Source organism: uncultured Polaribacter sp., assembly GCF_947501385.1.
Lineage (GTDB): Bacteria > Bacteroidota > Bacteroidia > Flavobacteriales > Flavobacteriaceae > Polaribacter.
In genome coordinates, this window is record NZ_CANMVP010000014.1 from 39,026 (window position 1) to 60,575 (window position 21,550).

Genomic DNA, 21,550 nt, shown 5'->3' on the forward strand with positions numbered 1-21,550 from the left:
TTTATGTAATTGATGTTATTTAACTAAACTCTTTTTAGTTAAGCAGAATTTCTACTCGCATTGATGTTTCCGAATAAAGAGCGCATGACCATTTTTTCATATACTTCTATTTTTTCGAGATTTCCTTCAGAATCTTGTAATTCTTGAATTTGTTTTAAAGCAAATTGTTGAATAGTTAACAGCGGTAATACAATTTGTTCTCTGATTTCTATAGATGCCTTTCCAACGGGAAAATTCTCCATTAATTGGGAATGCCCCGTTAGTTTTAAAAGCAACCTTTTTGATGTTTTATATTCTTGATAAATCAGTTTCCAGAAATCGCCAAACTCAGCATCATCTGCCATATATGCTGTTAATTCGAAGAAAGATTTCGTTAAACTCATCATACTGTTTTCAAGCAATGTTTTAAAGAAATCTGATGCATTGTAAAATTCAACTACTTCATCAAATCTACCAGCATCTTCATACTTTTTCAATGCAGTTCCTACACCAAAAAATCCTGGTACATTTTGTTTTAACTGACTCCAACTTCCCACAAAAGGGATGGCTCTTAGAGCAGAAAAATCTAATGTTGCAGAATTAGAGCGTTTGCTTGGTCTACTCCCAATATTTGTTTTTGCATAGTATTTTAGGGTACTCATTTTTTCTAAATACGGTAAAAACTGCGGATGATTTTTAAAATCTACGTAGGTTTTGTAACTTGTAGAGGCCATATCTTCAATGAGTTCTCTGTGTTGGTCATTCAGTTGATCTTTTGTAAAAACTTCATTCTTAATTCCAGAACTTAACAATTGTTCTAAATTGTATTGAGACGAGTTTTCCGTTCCAAAATTAGAACTAATGGTTTGTCCTTGAATGGTTAGTTGAATTTCTTTGTCTTCTATGGTAGGGCCTAAAGAAGCATAAAATTGATGCGTTTTTCCACCACCACGTGCAGGAGGTCCTCCACGACCATCAAAGAAAATTACTTCAATATCAAATGCTCTAGAAACTTTGGTAAGGGCTTCTTTGGCTTTAAAAATTCCCCAGTTTGCCATTAAATAGCCACCATCTTTAGTTCCGTCAGAAAAACCTAACATAATGGTTTGTTTGTTTTTTCTTTTTTCGAGATGGTATCTATAGGTTCTGTTAGTATATAACGTTCTCATAACCTCTTCTGCATTTTTTAAATCTTCTACCGTTTCAAAAAGTGGAATTACATCTACAGGCAATTCATTTTCAAAACCACAAAGATTTAACATGGCAAAAGTTTGCATGACGTTTAATGCCGTTTGGTTGTTGCTAATAATATAACGATTGGCACCGCGTTCTCCATTTCTGAGCTGAATTTCTTTTAAGGCGTACATAGATGCGATGGTGTCTACCGAGATTTCATCTGTTAAAATCTTCGGGTCTATATTCCCTTTAACAACCGCTAATATTTTTATCTGTTCTTCTTCAGATAGATGTTTGTAGTTTTTTGGAAAAGTAGTATCACCCCTATTTTGTAAATCTTCTACAATTTGAGTAAATGCTTTGTGATGCACTCTACTGTCTTGTCGAATATCTAAAGTTGCAAAATGAAACCCAAAAATTCTTACTTTGTTAATTACATCATCTAATTCTTCTATAAACAAAGATTGATGTTTTTCTTCTACGATCTGTCTGGCTTTTGCCAATTCTTCTAACAAAATATTTTGAGAAAAATTTACTTTCGTATAACTCCTAACCACATGCTTATAAAGTCTCTTTTCTACTCTAGCCAGAATTTCTTGAACCCCATTAAACGTAAAACGTCTTTTAAGTCTTCTAACATCTCGATAGTAGTTCCTTAAAATACTTTGGCGCAGTCTTTCAGCAACATTTAATGTAATTTCTGTCGTAACAAAAGGATTACCGTCTCTGTCTCCACCAGGCCAAAAACCAAGATCTATAATCTCATTATCCATAGGATTGCCATCATAGATATTGTTTTGAATATAATTGTAAATTTTAGGAATAGATTGGTAAAATACATTTTCTAGATACCAGATTAAACTAACCGCTTCATCAAAAGGAGAAGGCTTTGTTTTTTTATAAAAGGGTGTCTTTCCTAATTGCGCCAATAACTTTTTAATTAAAAGTAAATCGTCATTTTGAATGGCTTTGTCTAAATCTGTGATAATTCCTAAAACAGAACCAGGATAAAATTGTGTGGGATGTGCAGTTAAAACAATCCTAACTTTAAATTCTTCTAAATAGGCTTTTAGTGCTTCTTTCTTTTCACCTAAAAAAGCAGTTTCTTTAGAATTTCTTAACGTACCAATTCCGTCCATATTATTAACTACTGGAAATGCAGCATCTTCAATGGCATCAAACAATACAACTTGACGTTCTATATATTGAATAAAGCGAAACAATAAATCTGTCTTTTCTTTTTCTGAAGGATTTTCTTGGTATTTTTTAAAGAAAGCGTCTACAATTTCTGTCGGATTTTTACCTTCCTGAAACCCTTTTTTACATAGCTCATGAAATAGCGGTAGTAAAACACCAGTATTGTTAATGGTGTCAAAGGGCAAAGTCATAAAAATACTGTTGTAAATTTGATATTTAGACAACACGTTTTCATTGAAACGAGCAAGTTTAGGTAATCCAGACATTTTTGTAAATTTTATAAGGTAAAGCTACAAAAAAGGGATGTTACAAAACTTAGGTTTTTAGGAATAATTGATTCTTTAATTACGAAAACGATAGAAATTTAAAGCGATTTTAAGGATAATAGAAAAATTAAATTTATTTATGATTTAAGATACTATTTGCACACTATTTTCTATACAGCGGTTATTTTTTTCAATTTTAAAATAATTTAGAGAATATACTAAGATCGCTTTACTTATCGTAATTCTCAAGTCCTTTTTGCAGCCAATTTTTATAAGTTTCTATATCTGTATATTGTTGAGGAGTGTTTAATATTTCTAAATCGGCATTCATTAAAATATAATAAGGTTGTGAAGCGTTTTTAAAATTTAAGACTTGAAATGTAGACCATTTATCTCCGTAGGTCTTTATCTTTTTAATGTTACCGTTCTCTTTTTTAAAGTCGAATTGTGCTGCTTTTGGGAGTTGTTTTTCGTTATCATCTACATACAAAGAAATTAGAATATAATCGTTTTGAAGAATATTATAAATAGCTGGATCGCTCCAAACATTTTCTTCCATTTTCCGACAGTTTACACAAGCCCAACCTGTAAAATCTAATAAAATGGGTTTGTTTGCTTCTTTTGCAGCTTGCAAACCTTCGTCAAAATCTTTATAACAATTTAAGCCTAATGGGCAATCACTTTCTTGTTCATAAATACTATAAAACTGCGGAGGAGGGAAGCCACTTAACACATTCAAATTCCACGTAGGGTTTTTAAAAGTTCCTGGAATTAAATAGATGACAAAAGCAATTATTAAAACAACAAATGATAGTCTAGAAAAAGACAGTTTTTTAAGAGGTGCATCATGTGGAAACCTTATTTTTCCTAATAAATATAATGCCAATCCTGAGAAAATTACAATCCAAAGACCAATAAAAATTTCACGTTTTAAAATTCCCCAATGCCCAACTAAGTCAGAGTTTGATAAAAATTTAAACGCAAAAGCCAGTTCTAAAAAACCTAAAACCACTTTGGTGGTGTTTAGCCAACCACCAGACTTTGGTAAAGAATTTAATAAGTTTGGAAACAAGGCAAACAACGCAAATGGCAATGCTAAAGCTACACCAAAACCTGTCATACCAGCAGTAAGTTGACTTGCCGGATCCCCAATAGCGCTTAAAGAACCTGCTAAAAGAGAGCCTAAGATTGGTCCAGTACATGAAAAAGAAATGATGGCTAAGGTGAGCGCCATAAAGAAAGTACCTAAAATTCCGCCAACATTTGAAGCCGAATCCATTTTGTTTCCCCAAGAACTTGGCAACGTGATTTCATAAAAGCCAAAAAAAGAAAACGCAAAAAACACTAAGATGACAAAAAAGAAGATGTTTAACCAAATGTTTGTAGAAATCGTGTTTAAGATATTCGGATCTAAACCATCTATCAAATGAAAAGGGACACTTAAAAGAATGTAAATAACTACAATAAAAACACCATACAAAATAGCATTAAAGATTCCTTTACTTTTGCTTTGAGCTTGTTTTGTGAAGTAAGAAACGGTTAGTGGAATCATTGGAAAAACACAAGGTGTTAACAAGGCCAATAAGCCACCAACAAGACCTAAGAGAAAAATATTTAAAAGTGAGTTTTCAGATTCGTCAATTGCTTCTTTTTCTAAGAATTCTGTATTTTTTAAATCTAATTTTAGATTATTCGTTAAGTTCTTACTTTTATCATCTAAAACAATGGTTTCCTCTTTTAACTTTTTTCCATCTAAAGAGAAAGAAAAAGATTCTTCAATTTGTATACAAGCCTCTTTACAAACCTGTCCATAAAGTTCTAAAGTAACGGAGGTAGTATTGCTATCTAAAATTTCGATGCTCTGTGTAATTGTAGCATTATTTTTAAAGAAAATTTCTTCCTTTTCCCATACATCAGAGTATTCTTTGTAAGTTTTACTTTCTTTAGCTTTGCCTAGCAATTGATAACTAGTAACTCCTTCTGGAATTAAAATCTCTAAAGCCTGAGAGGCATCGTCTGGATTGTATTGCGAATACAAATGCCATTCCTCTAAAATTCTTGCTTTAAAAACAACATTGTATGTTGTGTCTGAAACTTTATTGATTGAAGATTCCCAAACAATAGGATTGTTTTCGGTTTGAGAAAATGTAGAAAAAATGATAAAAAATAAGAAAAAGGAAAAGGGTCTTTTCATTGTTGTAAATTCTAATTAGGTAATTAAATTAGATGTTTAAATCTTTTAATAAAGTAACCAATTTTTTGTCTGAAGGTCTTGGTGCATTTGCATTTATAATATTGCCCTGAGGATCTAACAAAATAAAACGAGGAATACCTTTTATCATATAATCTTCAATAAACTGAGACTCCCAAGCATTGTCTGCCATTAATTGAATACCTCCTAATTCTTTATCAACAATCATTTTTTTCCATTTATCATAGTCTTTTTCTTGATCTATTGAAATACTTAAAAACTGAATATCTTTATCATGAAATTCTTTTTCAACTTTTTTTAATGAAGGAATTTCTGCAATACAAGGTCCGCACCAAGTGGCCCAAACGTCTATATATACATATTTCCCTTTTAGATCTTCTAAAGACATTTCTCCACCTGCATTATTTTCATAAGCCGTAAATGTTGGTGACGGACTTCCTTTTGACAAAGCCTTTAATTTGTTATAAGCTGTTTCAATTTTCTTATTATTCATTTCGTCTGTAGAATTTTCAGAAAATAATGTATAATAATCTTCTAAGTTATTGGTGTATGTAATACCATATCTAGCATCATCATAAAGTAACTTGTTTTTTATTTTTTCGTTTTTAATTGTTGCAATTGCAGTTAAATAAGCAATGCCACTGCTGATAGAATCCTTTTTAGCCAATTCTTTCGATTTTTCTCTTAATTTTGAGCTTACAACTCTTCTATAGTTTTGAGAAAAAAGAAAATCATTTTCATTTTCTAATGCTACATCTTTTAATTCGTTCAAAAAACTTTCTGAATGTTTAAAGACTCTATTTTTAGTATAATAACCATGTCCAGATTCATAATTCGTTAAAAGAAATAAATATTCATAGTTGATGTTCTTTAGTTCATTTTTCTTAAAATTTTCTGGAATGCCATCCGTTTCAGCTAGCAGGTTTTCTTTAGTAGTTTTTACTTTTAATAAATGCGCTTTAAAATCAGTTTCCTCTTTTATATAAATCTCTTTCATGTCTTTGAGTAACTCTTTAGAAATGTTCTCTTTTTGAACAATATAGTTATTAATACTACTTGTATTTCCTGTTAAAACAAGTGTAGAATCTTTCTTTTTAGCATCATATTCAATATGTATGTTACTGCCATTTGGCGCATAAAAAGTAATCATGTTTTTACCTTCTCTAAGAAAATAAAAATCTGAAGCCATTTTTAAAGTATCTTTAAAAGTACCGTCTTCTGCTAAAGTAATTTCAGATTTTTGACTAGGATCAAACTGACTGTAAATAGTTGCTTTTTTAGCATCTACATTTTCTATTTTACCAGAAATAATTGCATAATCTATTACTGTTTCAGGTTTACAAGAAACCATTGCTATGAATGCTACAAAGAGCCCTAATTTTTTCATAATTGTGTTTTTTGGATGTATTTTGAAAGATACAAAAACTTTTTTATTTGGTTGCTTTTAAGCTAATTTTTAACAGGTTAGCATCTTTTTTAACAATATATCTATGGTCTTGTCTTTTATTAATAACCCAAATGATCGCATTATTATTGTTGCACAATAACCAAGTTTGTTGTTTTTCTAAAAGTGATAGTTTTTCGTCTTTAAAATATTTACTTAATTTCTTTTTTCCTTTCATTCCTGAAGGATAAAAATAGTCGCCATTTTGCCATTTTCTTACAATTAGAGGAAAAGAAATTTTGGTGGTATCTACATAAATAGTTTGTAAATTCTCTGAGGATTTTTCTTCAACTTTATCAAAAGTCAAATGTACAGGCTTTTTAATTTCTAAAGTATTTTTAGGAATTAAATAAGAGGCTTCTTCAACAATTTCAAAATCTCTTTCTGATAAAATTAGAGACTCTCTATCTTTCAACAAAACATGCGATTTTGAGAAAACTTGTTTCCCAGATTGTGCAGAAAGTAAATTGTAAATATCTGTCCATTCTGTAAAATTAAATTTTTTTAAAAGTTGATATAAATAGGCTTTCGGATTTGATAATTGTTGAATCTTAGAAATATCAAATCGTAAAGTTTTATCTTTTTCAAAAAATAATTGTTCAGAAACTTCGTCAACCCGATCCTTAATAATTTGTTTACCTTCCGTTAGATTTTCAATGGTTTTAGAAAAGGTGTCTAATAAATTCGGATTGATTTCTTTTAAAATAGGTACAACCTGGTGTCTAATCTTATTTCGAACATATTTTGTGGACGCATTGCTTTGATCTTCTCGCCAAGGAATAGCATTTTCTCTGGCAAAATTGATAATTTCCTCTCTTGAAAAAGGCAGTAACGGACGCACAATATTACCATTGATTTCTGGAATTCCTGTAAAACCATCCAAACCAGAACCTCGTGTGAAATTAATAAGAAAAGTTTCTAAATTATCATCTGCATGATGTGCTGTTAACACAACATCAAAATGATGTGTTTCTATGATTTTTTGAAACCAATCATACCGCAATTTTCTTGCAGCAAGCTGAACTGAACCAGTTGATGCTATATGAAAAGTAGTAACAAAGGTTTTTAAATGTAATTTATCGCCTAAATTTCTTACAGCTGTTTCATCTAAATTGCTTTCTTCTGCTCTTAACTGAAAGTTGCAATGTGCCAAAGAAATATCGAATTTTAATGCAGATAAAAGATGTGTTAAAACCACAGAATCTACACCGCCAGAAATTGCAATTAATAGTTTTTTATCCTTTAAAAAAGGAAGTTTATTTTGGATATGTTTTTTAAATTCTTGAAGCATTTTCAGCCCAAAAATAAGGTTTTTAAAGTTGAGAATTCAGCCAATTTACAATATCTACTTGTAATTCTTCTTTACACAAATCGTTATGCAATTCATGGTAGCCGTTTTCATACAATTTGTGAGTAGCATTTTTTGATTTTTTTGAAAATTCGATGCTGGCCTTAGGATCTGTAATCTTATCTGCAGTACCATGTAAAATAAGTATTGGAATTTTTAATAGATGGGCATTTTCGATGGCCCATTTTCCGCTTTCAATAAAAGCGATAGAAAAATTAGGACTTATTTTATCATGATTTAAAGGATCGTTTTTATATTTTTCTACTTCCTCTTTTTCTCTAGAAATATGATTTGCATCTAAATCATTTTTCATTGTTATGGAAGGTATTATTTTTTGCAATACTTTTGCCGCAAAAAGTTTCCATTTTGGTGGTTGAAAAGCTAATTTTAAAAACGGACTTGTAGCTACAATTCCTTTTAAAGAGTGCTTTTTTCTTAGTACAAAATTTATGGCTGCGTTTCCGCCCATAGAATGGCCGTATAGAAAAATAGGCTTTTGTGGAAACAGCTTCGTGGCTTTTTCAATTACCGTGGCAATACTTTCTAAAACAGCTTTAAAATTCGGGTTATGGCCACGTTTTCCAGCTGTTTTTCCATGTCCAAAATGATCAAATGTTACCACAGCAAAGTGTTCAGAAACTAATTTTTCTGCCACATGTTTGTAACGACTAGAATGTTCGCCCATACCATGCACTAAAACAACTACTGCTTTGGTATTTTCTGAATGCCAATATTGTCCGTAAAAATTAGTTTTATAGCGGTTGAAATTGAATTCCTTGTGCATCATAATTTTTGTTTTTTCAACCAAACCCGAATGTCTTTTCTTATCGAAACTTCTGGTTTTGCTAATGGAATTGTCTTCCCAAATTGCTTACTTCTGTTAAATTTAGAAAAAGTAACTTTTAGTTGTTTCCATTCTGCAGGATACAAATCTAAAAATTTATGAAACATATTTTGTTCCGTTGGTTTTTCGTTTAAACTTTCTAAGGTTTTTTGAAAAAGTGCTTCTTTGTTAAGTATCATAGCGTATATAATTATTCTTCATTTTTTATGGCTTTGTAGAAGACTTGTTGAAGTTTTGGTCTGATATTTAAATTGTAAATATTTCTATTTTTTCTACTTGGATATACCCTGTTTGATAAGAAGATAAAAATCAAATCTTCCTTTGGGTCTGCCCAAACAAAAGTTCCTGTAAAACCACTATGACCAAAACTCTCTGGACTCACTTCGGGCGCAGGATATGCTTCTTGAATAGATAATTGAGCGTTGTCAATTAAAGGTTTGTCAAAACCTAAACCTCTTCTGTTTTCATTTTCTGGATATTGAATTCTTGTAAATGCTCTTAGCGTACTTTCAGAGATGTATCTCTTTCCATCGTAAATTCCATAATTGGCATACATCTGCATAATTTTGGCCAAATCTAAAGAGGAGCCAAACAAACCAGCATTGCCAGAAATTCCTCCTAAAAGCGCCGCATTTTCATCGTGAACCCAATTTTTTGTGAGTCCTTTTCTAAAAATAGTATCTATTTCTGTGGGCACAATAAGATTTTTGAAATTTCGGGTTTTTGGTCGATACCCCAAAGTTGTTGTTCCTAGTGGGGAATAAAAGTTTTCTTGTAGATAATCAGTATATGCTGTTTTTGTAATTTGTGTAATTAACTCAGGATAGATCAAAAAACTTAGGCCAGAATATTTATATTTTTTTACATTAGAAACTTTAGATCGATTGATTTGTCGGAACATCTTATTCTTGAAACTGTTTTTTACAAAAAGGCCTTCATACGCTTCATTTTTAAATCTTCTACATGATGTATCTTTCATAAAACGTTTTTTAACTTCTCCATCTTTTCTAAATACTTCATTTAAAAAAACAATGTATGGTTTTAAGCCAGCTTGGTGTGCTAAAATTTCTCTAAGGGTAAGATTTTTTTTATCTTTTCTTCTTTTCCAAGGTTTCCAATAAGTACTAAAAGGACTATCTAGCTCTAATTTTCTTTCGCTATGTAATTTCATTAGGGCAGGTAAGGGGCCAATAATTTTTGTTACTGAAGCCAAATCATACATATCATGTATACTAACTTCCTGAATACTGTCATAAGTATGATGACCATAAGCTTTATTGAAAATAATTGTATGGTTTTTTACGACTAAAATTTGAGCTCCTGGAAAAGCTTCATTCTGTATCCCAGAATGTATAATAGAATCTGCTTTGGTATGCATATAGAGAGAATCCATATGGACTTCTGATGGGTTTCCATAAGAGATTTTTTGAGTGTTTTTATGCTGAGCAATAGTAACACCTGAAATAAATAAGAATACAATTAGCCATAAATTGTAGCTGTTTTTAGAAAAAGTCATCTTTAATAGAATTGATTAAAGTTTAATACTTTATAAATATAGAAAATCTAATTTACTTAGAATTCAATAAAACATATTTCATTGCTTTTGCTTTTAACAAACATTCTTCATATTCTTTTTCGGGTGAAGATTTTACAGTAATTGCGCCACCAACCGAATAAGAAATGTATTTTTTCTCTTCATCATACAAAATACTTCTGATGACCACATTAAAATCAAAATCGTTATTTGGTGTAAAATAGCCAATCGTACCAGAATACAAACCACGTTTGGTTTCTTCTAGATTTTCTATGATTTTCATCGCAGAAACTTTTGGTGCGCCCGTCATACTTCCCATTGGGAAAGTGCTTCTTAAAACTTCTACCGGATGCATGTTTTCTTCAATTTCAGAAACCACGGTAGAAATCATTTGATGCACTTGTTTAAAAGAATAGACTTTACACAATTCTTCTACGTTAACAGACCCTTTTTTTGCTGTTTTAGACAAATCGTTTCTAACCAAATCTACGATCATTATATTTTCTGCACGTTCCTTTTCGTCTCTATACAAATCGGATGCAATTTTCTCATCATCAATTGCACTAATTAACCTTTTTGCAGTTCCTTTGATAGGTTGAGAAATAATTTTAGCACCCTCTTTTTTAAGATATCTTTCTGGTGATGCGCACAATGCATATTGATGTTCCATTTTTAAAAACGAAGCAAAAGGAGGTTCAGAAATTTCATTCAAATGTTTGTAAACTTCTACAGGGTTTATCGTTGAATCTTCAGCATAAAATTCCTGACAAAAATTGGCTTCGTAAATATCTCCTCTTTTAATATGATCTATGACTGTGTTTACTATGGAATAGTATTCGTCTTTATGAATTCTTAGTTTTATTTTGATTTTTTGTTCTTCTATGTCTGGTTGAGTATCTCGACTGCGCTCAATACTAGCTTTGTCGAAACTTTCGTCTGTTTTATAACCTCTCGACTGCGCTCGAGGAGACATATTAGAAATCGTTTTAAAATCACTTTCAATCTCATCATTAACCATTTTTAAATAATGAAATTCAATAGTAGTTCCTTTAATAAAAATAATTTTTTGGGGTTGAAAAAAATACAAATCTGCAAAACCCAAACCATCAAAATTATGAGAAGAAAGACGTTCTACATCATTCTTAACATCATAAGAAATATACCCAAAAATATAGTCTTTAGTAATGGTTTGGTATTCTTTTAATTTATCAAAAGCATTAAGATAATCTGTTTTTATTGCGGTGAATTCTTCAACCGCTAAGGCAGCATCAAAACTAGCATAGTGTTGCTCGTAATTATTAGAATCTAACCAAAGTGCCGTTTCAAATTGTTGAGACCAAGACAACAAATGTTGTTTGAAATTTTCAGTATTTTCAACAGAAAAAGTACGAATGGTTCTTTGTATCATTCTGGCAAAAATACAATTCTTATTGATTAGAAATCAAAAAAAAATAAAGTGATTTCTTTAAAATAGAAGTGCTTAAAATGTTTTTCCAAATGTAAATTGAACAGGAACTGCAACTCCTGAGTTTTGCGGAAAAATGTTTCCGTTAGAATAATGCATAATTCTTAATTCTGCATTGTAAGCCCTTTTTTTTCCAAAGAAAACACCCAAACCCATGGTGTCTTGAAAGGTGATTTTTGGTCCTGCATTTAAATTGTCTACATTACCTTTGGTTAAATACGTGGGGCCAATTAAAGAGTAATTGGTGTACATATCAAACCCTTTTTTTCGCATCAAATAAAAACGTACTACAGGGAAGATTGAAAACGCAAAAACATTTTCTTTTGTAGCTTCTGTTTGAAATGCAGTAACACTTACACCCCAGTCTAAAGAGAAAATCTTTTCGGTTCTAAAAGCCAATCTTTGATAGGTAATTGAAAAAGCGTGTGCTGCTCTTACTTTTCCTAACCAAAAAATTGGAACTCCAAAACTCTCAAAATTCCCTACTCTTAAATTCATACTAAAAAATTGATTTGCACCAAAACCTATGTTACTGGTTCCGTAACTAACTTGTAGTATGTTTTTAGGAAAAAAATGACTATTGTTTTTGTGCTTTTCAACTTGTTCTTCAGAAAGTTTATGAATGTGGTATTCAAAACCAAAAGAAACTTGAGAAATTGAAGGCTGATTTTCTTTTGCTGATTTTGGTAAAAAGGTTCCGTTTAAATTCAGTCGCCATTTTTTATTTAGTGTATAGTTGAAACCAAAACCGTACAATAAGCTTGCAAAATGAGCATCTGGATAAATAATTTCATCCTCTATAGAAAAACCAATACGCGTCACATTTGCAATACCAGCTTCTCCATAAATTGAGAGTTTTTTGTTTAAATGAATACTTTTCTTTAAAGACAAAGACCAAGCATTTATCCAAACACTTCTATAATAGCCAATATCATTTATGTTGTCATATCTAAACCAAGACGCAGGTCTTATCACCCCAAATTGTAACGCCAAATCTGGTTGAATTTTATAGCCTAATAACAATCTCCCAGAAAAATAATTTTTGCTAAAAGTATCTGTTTTATACCCATCAACTAAATTGTCATTTGAAAAAGGATAGAAGATGCCACCAAAATTAATGCTGTAATAAGATTTAGATAAAAAATTAGAAGGTTGCGATTTTGGTCTTGTATCTTCTTGAGCATTTGAAGTGTATGGATATAAAAAAATGAAAATTACAATTAGAATTTTTTTCATGCGCTAAAATTAAGAAACTTTCTAAAAATAGAAAGCAACCAAATTTGGTTGCTTTCTTATGTATTGTTCATAATGAGATTCTTGCCTACGCAAGAATGACAGCATAGTATTATGCATTTAAAGGTTTTCCATCCCAAGCAGCTTTTGCAGCTTCTTTTACGGCCTCGGAATAAGTAGGATGACCGTGACAAATTCTAGCTAAATCTTCTGCAGATGCTCTAAACTCCATCGCAACAGCAGCTTCCATAATTAAATCTGCAACACGTGCGCCCACCATATGAACTCCTAAAACTTCGTCTGTATTTTTATCTGCTAATACTTTTACAAAACCGTCAATATCTCCACTTGCACGAGATCTTCCCAAAGCTCTCATAGAAAATTTACCCGCTTTATACTCAATTTTAGCTTCTTTTAACTCTTCTTCAGTTTTACCAACTGCAGCAGCTTCTGGCCATGTATATACAATACCAGGAATTAAATTATAATCGATGTGAGGTTTTTGTCCTGCTAAAAACTCAGCCACAACCACTCCTTCTTCTTCCGCTTTATGTGCCAACATTGCCCCTTTTACAACATCACCAATCGCGTAAATAGTATTGATGTTTGTCTGCAAATGGTCATTTACTTCAACCTGACCGCGTTCGTTTACTTCAACACCAATTTTTTCTAAACCTAAACCTTCTGTATAGGCTTTTCTTCCAACAGAAACCAAACAGTAATCACCAGAAAACTCAATTTCTCTATCTTTTTTATCGGTTGCTTTTACCGTAATGGTAGCTCCATTTCTTTCAACAGCATTTACTTTGTGACTTGTTGCAAATTTGATGCCTTGCTTTTTAAAAACCTTCTGTAACTCTTTAGAAACATCAGCATCCATTCCAGGAACAATCTTATCCATATATTCTACCACAGTAACTTCTGCGCCTAAGCGCTTGTAAACAGAACCTAATTCTAAACCAATAACACCACCACCAATAACTACTAAATGTTTTGGTACTTCGGTAAGTTTTAAAGCTTCTGTAGAGGTAATTACACGTTCTTTATCTAAAGTGATAAAAGGCAAGTTTGATGGTTTTGAACCTGTCGCGATAATAATATTAGTGCCTTCAATTATTTCTGAAGATCCATCATTTTTAGTGATTTTTACATGTGTTTTGTCTTCAAAAGAACCCAAGCCTTCAAAAACTTCAATGTCGTTTTTATCCATCAAGTATTTTATGCCACCTGTTGTTGTTTCTACAACTTTGGCTTTTCTATCCACCATTTTTCCAAAATCGAAAGATGGTTTTTCTACAGAAATTCCATGTGCTGAAAAATGATGCACTGCATCATAAAAGTGATGAGAAGAGTCTAACAACGCCTTCGAAGGAATACAACCAACATTTAAACAGGTGCCGCCTAAAGTTGAATATTTTTCTACAATTGCTACTTTCTTACCTAATTGAGAAGCTCTAATAGCTGAAATATATCCTCCAGGACCTGAGCCAATTACAATGATGTCGTATTTCATGAGTGGGTGTATTTTGCGTATTGTGTAAACTTTTGTTTTAAAATTTAATAATAGTTGACAAAAATACACATATTTTCACAAAATAAAGTGAGAATTTAGTAGTTTTACAGTATAAATTATTCTTACTATTATCATGAAAATTCTAAAAAAAATACTCGTTTTCTTATTGGTTGTCTTTGTAATTGCTCAATTCTTCGGGCCTGAAAAAAATGATGGAGATTTAGCAACCGTTAGTGCTTTTATGGAAGAGACAAAACCGCCAGAAGACGTTAAGAAAATATTAGAGACTACTTGTTTCGACTGTCATTCAAACAAAACTACCTATCCTTGGTACAATGCTATTACGCCTGTAAATTATTGGTTAGAGGAGCATATTAAAGATGGAAAAAAACATTTAAACTTTTCTAATTGGAGCGCTTATTCTTTAAAAAAGAAAGAACATAAAATGGATGAATTGTATGAAGAAGTTGAAAAAGGAGAAATGCCTTTAAACTCTTATACTTGGACGCATGCTGATGCAAATTTAACGCAAGAACAAATAACTGCAATTGTTTCTTGGGGAAAAAAAGTACAAGGAGATTATAAGCAACAATTAACTGCAAAATAATTGCATCAAAAATCACTTTTAATTATTGGTTACGTTTGGGTAGAACCCAATTCTTCTGCGGCAGGAAAAAGAATGTTGCAGTTAATAGAACAGTTTTTAGAGCGAGATTATCGTATTACTTTTGCTTCTCCTTCACAAAAAAGTGAAAAAGCATTTGATGTATCTTCCTTAGGAATTGATGCAATATCTATCGAATTAAATAAGGCCTCTTTTGATGATTTTATAAAAAACCTGCAACCAGATATCGTGCTATTTGATCGGTTTATGATGGAAGAACAATTTGGTTGGCGCGTTGCAGAAAACTGCCCAAAAGCTATCCGAATTTTAGATACAGAAGATTTGCATTGTCTGCGAAAAACACGAGCATTGTGTCTAAAAAAACAAATAGATTTTTCCATCGATGAATTATTGAAACAAGAGATTACAAAGAGAGAAATTGCAGCTATTTTAAGGTGCGATTTGTCTTTAATTATTTCTACTTTTGAAATGGAACTGCTAAAAAATACATTTAAAATTGATGCAGCTATATTAATGTATTTGCCTTTTATGTTTGATGAAATCACGGAATTTCAACAAAAAAAATGGCCATCTTTTGAAGAAAGAGAACACTTTATTTTTATTGGAAACTTCTTTCACAAACCAAATGTGAATGCTGTTTTAACCTTGAAAAATGAAATTTGGGGAGAAATTAGAAAGTTGCTACCAAAAACCGAAATGCATATTTATGGCGCTTATGTGAATCAGCAGATTCAACAATTACATAACAAAAAGGAAGGTTTTCTAGTTAAAGGTTTTGTGGAAGATGCAAAAGAAGTTGTAGAAAGTGCAAAAGTTGTTTTAGCGCCATTAAATTTTGGTGCTGGAATTAAAGGGAAATTAACGGAAGCAATGCTTTGTGGAACGCCAAGTGTAACCACCTCAATTGGAGTAGAAGGGATGTGCGGAAACGCTCCTTGGAATGGTTTTGTAACAGATGATGTTTCTGATTTTGCAATTATGGCAAAGGAATTATATACAAATAAAGCTGTCTGGGAGAATGCACAATTAAACGGAACTGACATCATTAATCATGTTTATAATAAAGGAAAAAACGGAAAATTATTTTTTACTAAAATTGAAGAAATTGAACAAAATTTAGACAAGCATAGAACTCAAAATTTCTTGGGGAATTTATTACAACATCAAACTTTACAAGCCACCAAATATTTAAGTAAATGGATTGAGGCTAAAAATAAGTAGGTAATAATTTAGTCTTTAATTGGTAGTTTCAGCTTTGTAATTTGTATTTCCTCAAAAACACTTTCGTTTCCAAATTTATCAATAGCAGATATTGCAAACGCTTTTAATTCTTTCTTAGAATCCTCTATAGTAAGTGGAATTTTTTGAGAATTTATAGATCTTCCAAAAATGTTGTAACTCCATTTTGAATCGTGTTTAAAATGCACAACCCAATTTGCTATTTGATCAAGATTTTTATGATTCCAAGTTACCAATAAACTATCATTTTGTATGGAATAATTAAGGGTAGGTTTTTTAGGCTTTTTTTTATGTAACCATGAGGATTTTGGAACTAAAGCTTGTTTTTTATAAGGACCTTCTGCAATTGCTTTGATCAATTCTGGCGAATCAATCAAAGGAGCAATACTCCAATGGACAGTTCCAGGAGATTTAGAAACCATTCCTCGGGTGATCATTATTTGATTGATTACTTCGTCGATTGCTGCTGCTCCTTTTTTTCTGCCAATGCTCATTCCAGGCCAAAGGTGTCTTTTTTTGGTGTTTTCTTGCTTCCACCAATTTAACAAAACAGGAAAACTAAGGTCTGTTCTATTAATTGCCCAGTACAATTGTGGTGTAAAATAATCTACCCATCCTTTATTTAGCCAAAGCTTTGCATCTGCATAGAGTTCGTTGTATTGATCAAAGCCAGATGTTACAGAAGAGGGATGATTAGGACGCCAAAATCCAAAAGGACTTATTCCAAATTTTACTTGAGGTTTTACTCTTTTTATGTTTTTATAAACTCTTTTCACGAGCTGATTTACATTTTCTCTTCTCCAATCATTTCTTTTCAATTTCCCGCCAGAATTTAGATATACTTGCCAGCTTTCATCATCAGGAAAATCTTTGTTATTATTGTATGAGGGATAGGGATAAAAGTAATCATCAAAATGAATCCCATCAACATCATATCTTTTAACAATATCCATAACAACATTGTAGCTATGGTTTTGAGTGTCTTTATTACCAGGATCTAACCACCAATAACCAGTTTCCAGTTTTACCGCCAAATTTGGTTGTTTTCTAACAACAGATGCTTTTGTAACTTCCCCTCCAGCAGTATGATGTGCTCTATAGGGATTTAGCCAAGCATGTAGTTCAAGACCTCTTTTGTGGGCTTCTAAAATCCAGAATTCTAAGGGATCGTAATATGGAGATGGTGTTTTACCTTGTGCTCCTGTTAAATAATAAGACCATGGTTCTAAGCTGCTTTTATACAGCGCGTCCGCTTGTGGTCTTACTTGTAAAATAACAGTGTTAAAATTATTATTTTTAAGAAGATTTAATAAATATATGGCTTCTTTTTTTTGTTGTTCGGTGCTAAGACCGCGTGTACTTGGCCAATTAATGTTGGCGACACTTGCAATCCATGCCGCTCTAAATTCTCTTTCTATAGTTGGTGTTTTACTTTTTTGAATTTTAGAGTGATATATCTTCTTGCTGCAATTTGTCAAAAGGATCATAAGCACGAAAATTATAAATATTTTAATTTTCATAAAATTGCTATTTTACGTACCATATTCTTTGGAGTTTATATCATTAATCTAAAGAAACATTATTTAGTGTTGAATAAGAGAACCTACGTATTTAAATCAACTGAACGCCAGCTTCCACATAAGCTTCCAGTAATGGATCTTGGGGGTCTAAATCTGTAATAGCAGTATCAATTTCTTTAATACCGCAGATGTCAAAATTAAGTCTGAGATTCAATTTGTTTGATGTTGCTAAGTAAATGATGCGTTCAGAAGCCTTGATCATGGCTTTTTTTACTAATGCAACTTCGTATCCTTCTCCTGTGATTCCTTGTTCTAAACTAAAACCACTTACCCCTATAAAACAGAGATTGGCTCTAACGTTCGATAAATATTGAATTACATCAATTCCTGTTGTTACCATTGAGTTTCTATGAATTTTTCCTCCAATAAAAATGGTGTCAACAAATTGATGTTCTACCAATTGCATGGCGATAGGTAAGCTATACGTGTAAACAGTTGCCTTTAGTTTTTTGGGTAGCAGTTTGGCGAGCATTAAATTTGTGGTTCCTCCACTGATAATAATTGCCATTCCGTCTTCAATTAGTGTAATTGCTTTTTTAGCAATCAAAACCTTTTCCTCTCTTTTGTAAATGACATCTTCGTTGTAATGATAAAGTTTTTGAATTGTAGACATAGCACCACCATGAACTTTAGTTAGTAGCCCTTTTTTGTCTAACTCTTTAATATCTCTTCTTATCGTATCTTCAGAAACATTTAACTTTTCAGACAAAAAATTGGAACTAACCTTTCTACTGATACTTACTTCGTCTACTATTTTTTGCTGCCTCTCCTTTTTCTTCATGAAAATCGATTTCTTCAAAATTAAGATTTTATTGAGTAATAATACAAATGTTTTTTTAATAGTAAAAAATTTATTTCGTTTTTTTACAATAATTTTATATTTAAGTTTTTGAATATTAGTGTATTAACATTTTTAATTCAATTTTAAAAAAGTTTTGAATCAATTCATTAAAGTTCATAGCGGAACCATTTCTGCCATTTAACGCGCAATTTTAAGTTGTATTTTAAGATGTTTTGCCAAAATAAAAGTAGATTCTTATTTAATACCTCGTTCCCTGGAAACAAGGTTAATCATTTGATAATGTATAGCTGTTTTTTTGATGTTGATTCATATTTTATGCGTTATTAATTTAATTTTATTGCTTTAAATGCATTTTTTTTATATAAAACATGCAAAATAATGCAAAATATTTGCATGTTTGTAATTGTTTTTATATTTTTATCCTGACTAATTTAAATTTTATTTTTATGAATAAAGCTTTCAATCAATAAGAACAATAATAGCTCAACAAGAAGATGAGGTTTTTTAAAGAAATATGGAGATGAAAATTAATGAATAATAATAATAATAAGAATTCCCCCAATGAAGTCATTTTGAACCTTTATTATAATTATTTGTTTGGTTTAATTTGAATTAGTGAAAGAGGTGGGAGGAATCAAAAGACGACTCTCATCTTTTTTTTAAACATGTTTTTGAACCTGAATCATATATAATTTTTTATTGTAAATATAAAAAGCGATTGTATATCACTATTTATAAAATAATTTTATCAAGAAAAATTACACCATCAGTCTTCATATATAAATTGATATGTAAATGAGCGCAACCCTAATTTTAATAATCATAGCCTCTTATTTTGGTGTGCTTATGTTAATATCACATTTTGTATCAAAAAATGCAAGTGATGACTCCTTTTACACGGGAGACAGAAAATCCCCTTGGCAAGTAGTTGCTTTTGGGATGATTGGTGCAGTAATCTCTGGAGTAACATTTGTCTCTATTCCAGGAATGGTAGGGAATAATTATTTTTATTATTTACAATTTGTTTTTGGAAATGTTGTTGGATATGTTTTTATAACCTATGTTTTAATTCCTATTTATTACGATTTAAAACTAGTTTCTATTTACGGTTATTTAGAAACCAGATTCGGTATAAAAACATACAAAACAGGGTCGCTCTTTTTCTTGATGTCGCAATCGTTTGGCGCTGCTTTAAGACTATTGCTTGCTGCAAAAATCTTACAATACGCAGTGTTTAATGCACTCAATATTCCTTTTTATTTGACTGTAATTATCATATTAATTTTAATATGGATGTACACAAATAAATCAGGAATTAAAACAATTGTTTGGACAGACACACTACAGACATTTTTTTTGTTGTTGGCAGCAATTGTTTCTATATACGCAATAAAAAGTTCTTTGAATTTGAGTTTTTCTGAAACCATCACCTCCATAACAAATCATAAATATTTTAAGGTTTTTGATTGGGATGTGAATGCTGGAAGTAATTTTTTCAAACAGTTTATCTCTGGAATTTTAATTGCGGTTGCAATGGTAGGTTTAGATCAAAATATGATGCAGAAAACGCTAACCTGTAAAAGTAAAAAAGAAGCACAGCGAAACATTTTGTCATTTAGTTTGATCTTGGCGCTAGCTCAATTTCTATTTCTAGGCTTAGGAGTAATGCTTTATTTATATGCTGAAAAATTTGGAATTCAATTAGAAATAGAAAATGGAATGTTTATCAACACAGATAATTTATTTCCCATGCTTTCTTTAGGGCACTTTGGCACAATAGCAGGTATTAGTTTTATTTTGGGAATAACGGCAGCGTCTTTTTCAAGTGTAGATTCATCTTTAACAGCCTTAACCACATCATTTACTTACGATTTTTTAAATGTGAAAAATAAAAAATCGAAAGAAAAAAAGCAACTTAAGAATTATGTTTTGTTAGGGTTTTCGGTACTAATTTTTGTGATCATAATGCTATTCTCAGAAAGTAAAGGAGATGTTATTTCAACAATTTTTAAAGTTGCAGGATACACATATGGGCCATTATTGGGACTCTATTTGTTTGGAATTTTTACCAAAATAAAAATTAGAGACGCTGCTGTTCCATTTATTTGTGTATTCATGCCTTTACTAACCTATTATTTAAATTATGTAATGATAGAGAAGTTTTCTTTTGATTTAGGTTTTATGAATATCCTATTAAATGCCGGTCTCACAATTTTAAGTTTAATGTTTATAAGAAAAAGAAATGAGTAATAATTTAACAACAGAGCAAGCGTCTGAATATAATAACTTAGAAAAGATGAGCACATTTGAGCTACTCTCGAATATGAATGCAGAAGACAAAACGGTTCCTTTTATTGTGGAAAAAGCAATACCAAAAATAGAAAAATTTACAAATGTTATTTACGATAAAATGAGCAAAGGAGGTCGTCTATTTTATATTGGAGCAGGAACAAGTGGTCGGTTAGGTATTTTGGATGCTTCCGAGTGCCCACCAACCTACGGTGTTTCTGATAATTTAATTATTGGTATCATAGCCGGGGGAGATACTGCTCTTAGAAAAGCCATTGAAAACGCAGAAGATGATACAGACCTAGCTTGGAAAAATTTACAGGAGCATCATATTTCAAAAAAGGATGTTTTGATTGGTATTGCAGCTTCAGGAACTACTCCTTATGTATTGGGTGGCTTGCAAAAAGCCAAACAACACCATATTATTACGGGTTGCATTACCTGTAACAAGAACTCACCATTGTCTTTAGAAGCAGACCATCCTATAGAATTAATTGTTGGGCCAGAATTTGTAACGGGAAGTACTAGAATGAAAGCAGGAACCGCACAAAAGTTAGCTTTAAATATGATTTCTACAACAGTTATGATAAAATTAGGGAGAGTAAAAGGGAATAAAATGGTTGATATGCAGCTTTCAAACAAGAAACTAATAAAAAGAGGTGTTAGAATGATAATGGATGAATTGAATATTGAGGAAGAATTAGCCATTAAATTATTGCAAAAACATAAAAGTGTCAGAAAAATATTAAAAGAGCATAAAGACGATGCTAAATAATATTTATAATTCGTAAACAAATGAAGACA

General features: G+C 31.4%; 16 protein-coding genes. 4 read left to right on the forward strand and 12 right to left on the reverse strand.

Going from position 1 to position 21,550, the window contains the following annotated elements; all coding sequences use genetic code 11:
• Window positions 1–38 precede the first annotated feature (38 nt).
• From Q0998_RS10425 to lpdA, 10 genes are all read right to left on the reverse strand, one after another.
• Window positions 39–2,618, reverse strand: a complete 2,580-nt coding sequence (locus Q0998_RS10425) for a phosphoenolpyruvate carboxylase (protein WP_299669754.1) — start codon at window positions 2,616–2,618, stop codon at window positions 39–41.
• Between the two features lie 229 nt (window positions 2,619–2,847).
• Complete coding sequence (locus Q0998_RS10430) at window positions 2,848–4,812, reverse strand: thioredoxin family protein (RefSeq protein WP_299669756.1); 1,965 nt, start codon at window positions 4,810–4,812, stop codon at window positions 2,848–2,850.
• 28 nt (window positions 4,813–4,840) lie between these two features.
• A complete protein-coding gene (locus Q0998_RS10435) occupies window positions 4,841–6,217 on the reverse strand; it encodes a TlpA disulfide reductase family protein (protein ID WP_299669757.1) in 1,377 nt (458 codons plus the stop codon).
• 43 nt (window positions 6,218–6,260) lie between these two features.
• Window positions 6,261–7,565, reverse strand: coding sequence for a tRNA lysidine(34) synthetase TilS (gene tilS, locus Q0998_RS10440; RefSeq protein WP_299669758.1), 1,305 nt, complete (start codon window positions 7,563–7,565; stop codon window positions 6,261–6,263).
• A 22-nt stretch (window positions 7,566–7,587) separates the two neighbouring features.
• Window positions 7,588–8,409 carry an alpha/beta hydrolase gene (locus Q0998_RS10445; RefSeq protein WP_299669760.1) on the reverse strand — a complete coding sequence of 274 codons (822 nt, stop codon included), beginning with the start codon at window positions 8,407–8,409 and terminating at the stop codon, window positions 7,588–7,590.
• Complete coding sequence (locus Q0998_RS10450; protein WP_299669762.1) at window positions 8,406–8,645, reverse strand: hypothetical protein; 240 nt, start codon at window positions 8,643–8,645, stop codon at window positions 8,406–8,408. The genes Q0998_RS10445 and Q0998_RS10450 overlap by 4 nt, the downstream gene beginning before the upstream one ends.
• An 11-nt stretch (window positions 8,646–8,656) precedes the next feature.
• Window positions 8,657–9,982, reverse strand: coding sequence for a serine hydrolase (locus tag Q0998_RS10455; RefSeq protein ID WP_299669764.1), 1,326 nt, complete (start codon window positions 9,980–9,982; stop codon window positions 8,657–8,659).
• A 52-nt stretch (window positions 9,983–10,034) separates the two neighbouring features.
• A complete protein-coding gene (locus Q0998_RS10460) occupies window positions 10,035–11,405 on the reverse strand; it encodes an anthranilate synthase component I family protein (protein ID WP_299669892.1) in 1,371 nt (456 codons plus the stop codon).
• A 75-nt stretch (window positions 11,406–11,480) separates the two neighbouring features.
• Window positions 11,481–12,701 (reverse strand): acyloxyacyl hydrolase, encoded by a 1,221-nt coding sequence (locus Q0998_RS10465; protein WP_299669766.1) that lies wholly within the window; start codon window positions 12,699–12,701, stop codon window positions 11,481–11,483.
• Between the two features lie 109 nt (window positions 12,702–12,810).
• Window positions 12,811–14,211: a dihydrolipoyl dehydrogenase gene (lpdA, locus tag Q0998_RS10470; RefSeq protein ID WP_299669768.1), complete on the reverse strand. Its 1,401-nt coding sequence runs from the start codon at window positions 14,209–14,211 to the stop codon at window positions 12,811–12,813.
• Window positions 14,212–14,344: 133 nt separating this feature from the next.
• Between lpdA and Q0998_RS10475 the strand changes: the two genes are divergently transcribed.
• Window positions 14,345–14,818 carry a heme-binding domain-containing protein gene (locus Q0998_RS10475; RefSeq protein WP_299669770.1) on the forward strand — a complete coding sequence of 158 codons (474 nt, stop codon included), beginning with the start codon at window positions 14,345–14,347 and terminating at the stop codon, window positions 14,816–14,818.
• Entirely contained in the window at window positions 14,819–16,057 is a 1,239-nt protein-coding gene (locus Q0998_RS10480) for a glycosyltransferase (protein WP_299669772.1), read from the forward strand. It abuts the gene before it with no gap.
• Between the two features lie 8 nt (window positions 16,058–16,065).
• On the opposite strand, the gene Q0998_RS10485 is transcribed toward Q0998_RS10480, so the two are convergent.
• Both Q0998_RS10485 and Q0998_RS10490 read right to left on the reverse strand, forming a co-directional pair.
• Window positions 16,066–17,595: a family 10 glycosylhydrolase gene (locus Q0998_RS10485; protein WP_299669774.1), complete on the reverse strand. Its 1,530-nt coding sequence runs from the start codon at window positions 17,593–17,595 to the stop codon at window positions 16,066–16,068.
• A gap of 91 nt (window positions 17,596–17,686) precedes the next feature.
• Window positions 17,687–18,436: a DeoR/GlpR family DNA-binding transcription regulator gene (locus tag Q0998_RS10490; protein ID WP_299669776.1), complete on the reverse strand. Its 750-nt coding sequence runs from the start codon at window positions 18,434–18,436 to the stop codon at window positions 17,687–17,689.
• An 816-nt stretch (window positions 18,437–19,252) separates the two neighbouring features.
• Here Q0998_RS10490 and Q0998_RS10495 point away from each other — a divergent pair.
• Window positions 19,253–20,707 carry a sodium:solute symporter gene (locus Q0998_RS10495; RefSeq protein WP_299669778.1) on the forward strand — a complete coding sequence of 485 codons (1,455 nt, stop codon included), beginning with the start codon at window positions 19,253–19,255 and terminating at the stop codon, window positions 20,705–20,707.
• On the forward strand, window positions 20,700–21,521 hold the full coding sequence (murQ, locus tag Q0998_RS10500; protein ID WP_299669780.1) for an N-acetylmuramic acid 6-phosphate etherase: 822 nt from the start codon (window positions 20,700–20,702) through the stop codon (window positions 21,519–21,521). Before Q0998_RS10495 ends, murQ begins: the two co-directional genes overlap by 8 nt.
• Window positions 21,522–21,550: the final 29 nt, after the last annotated feature.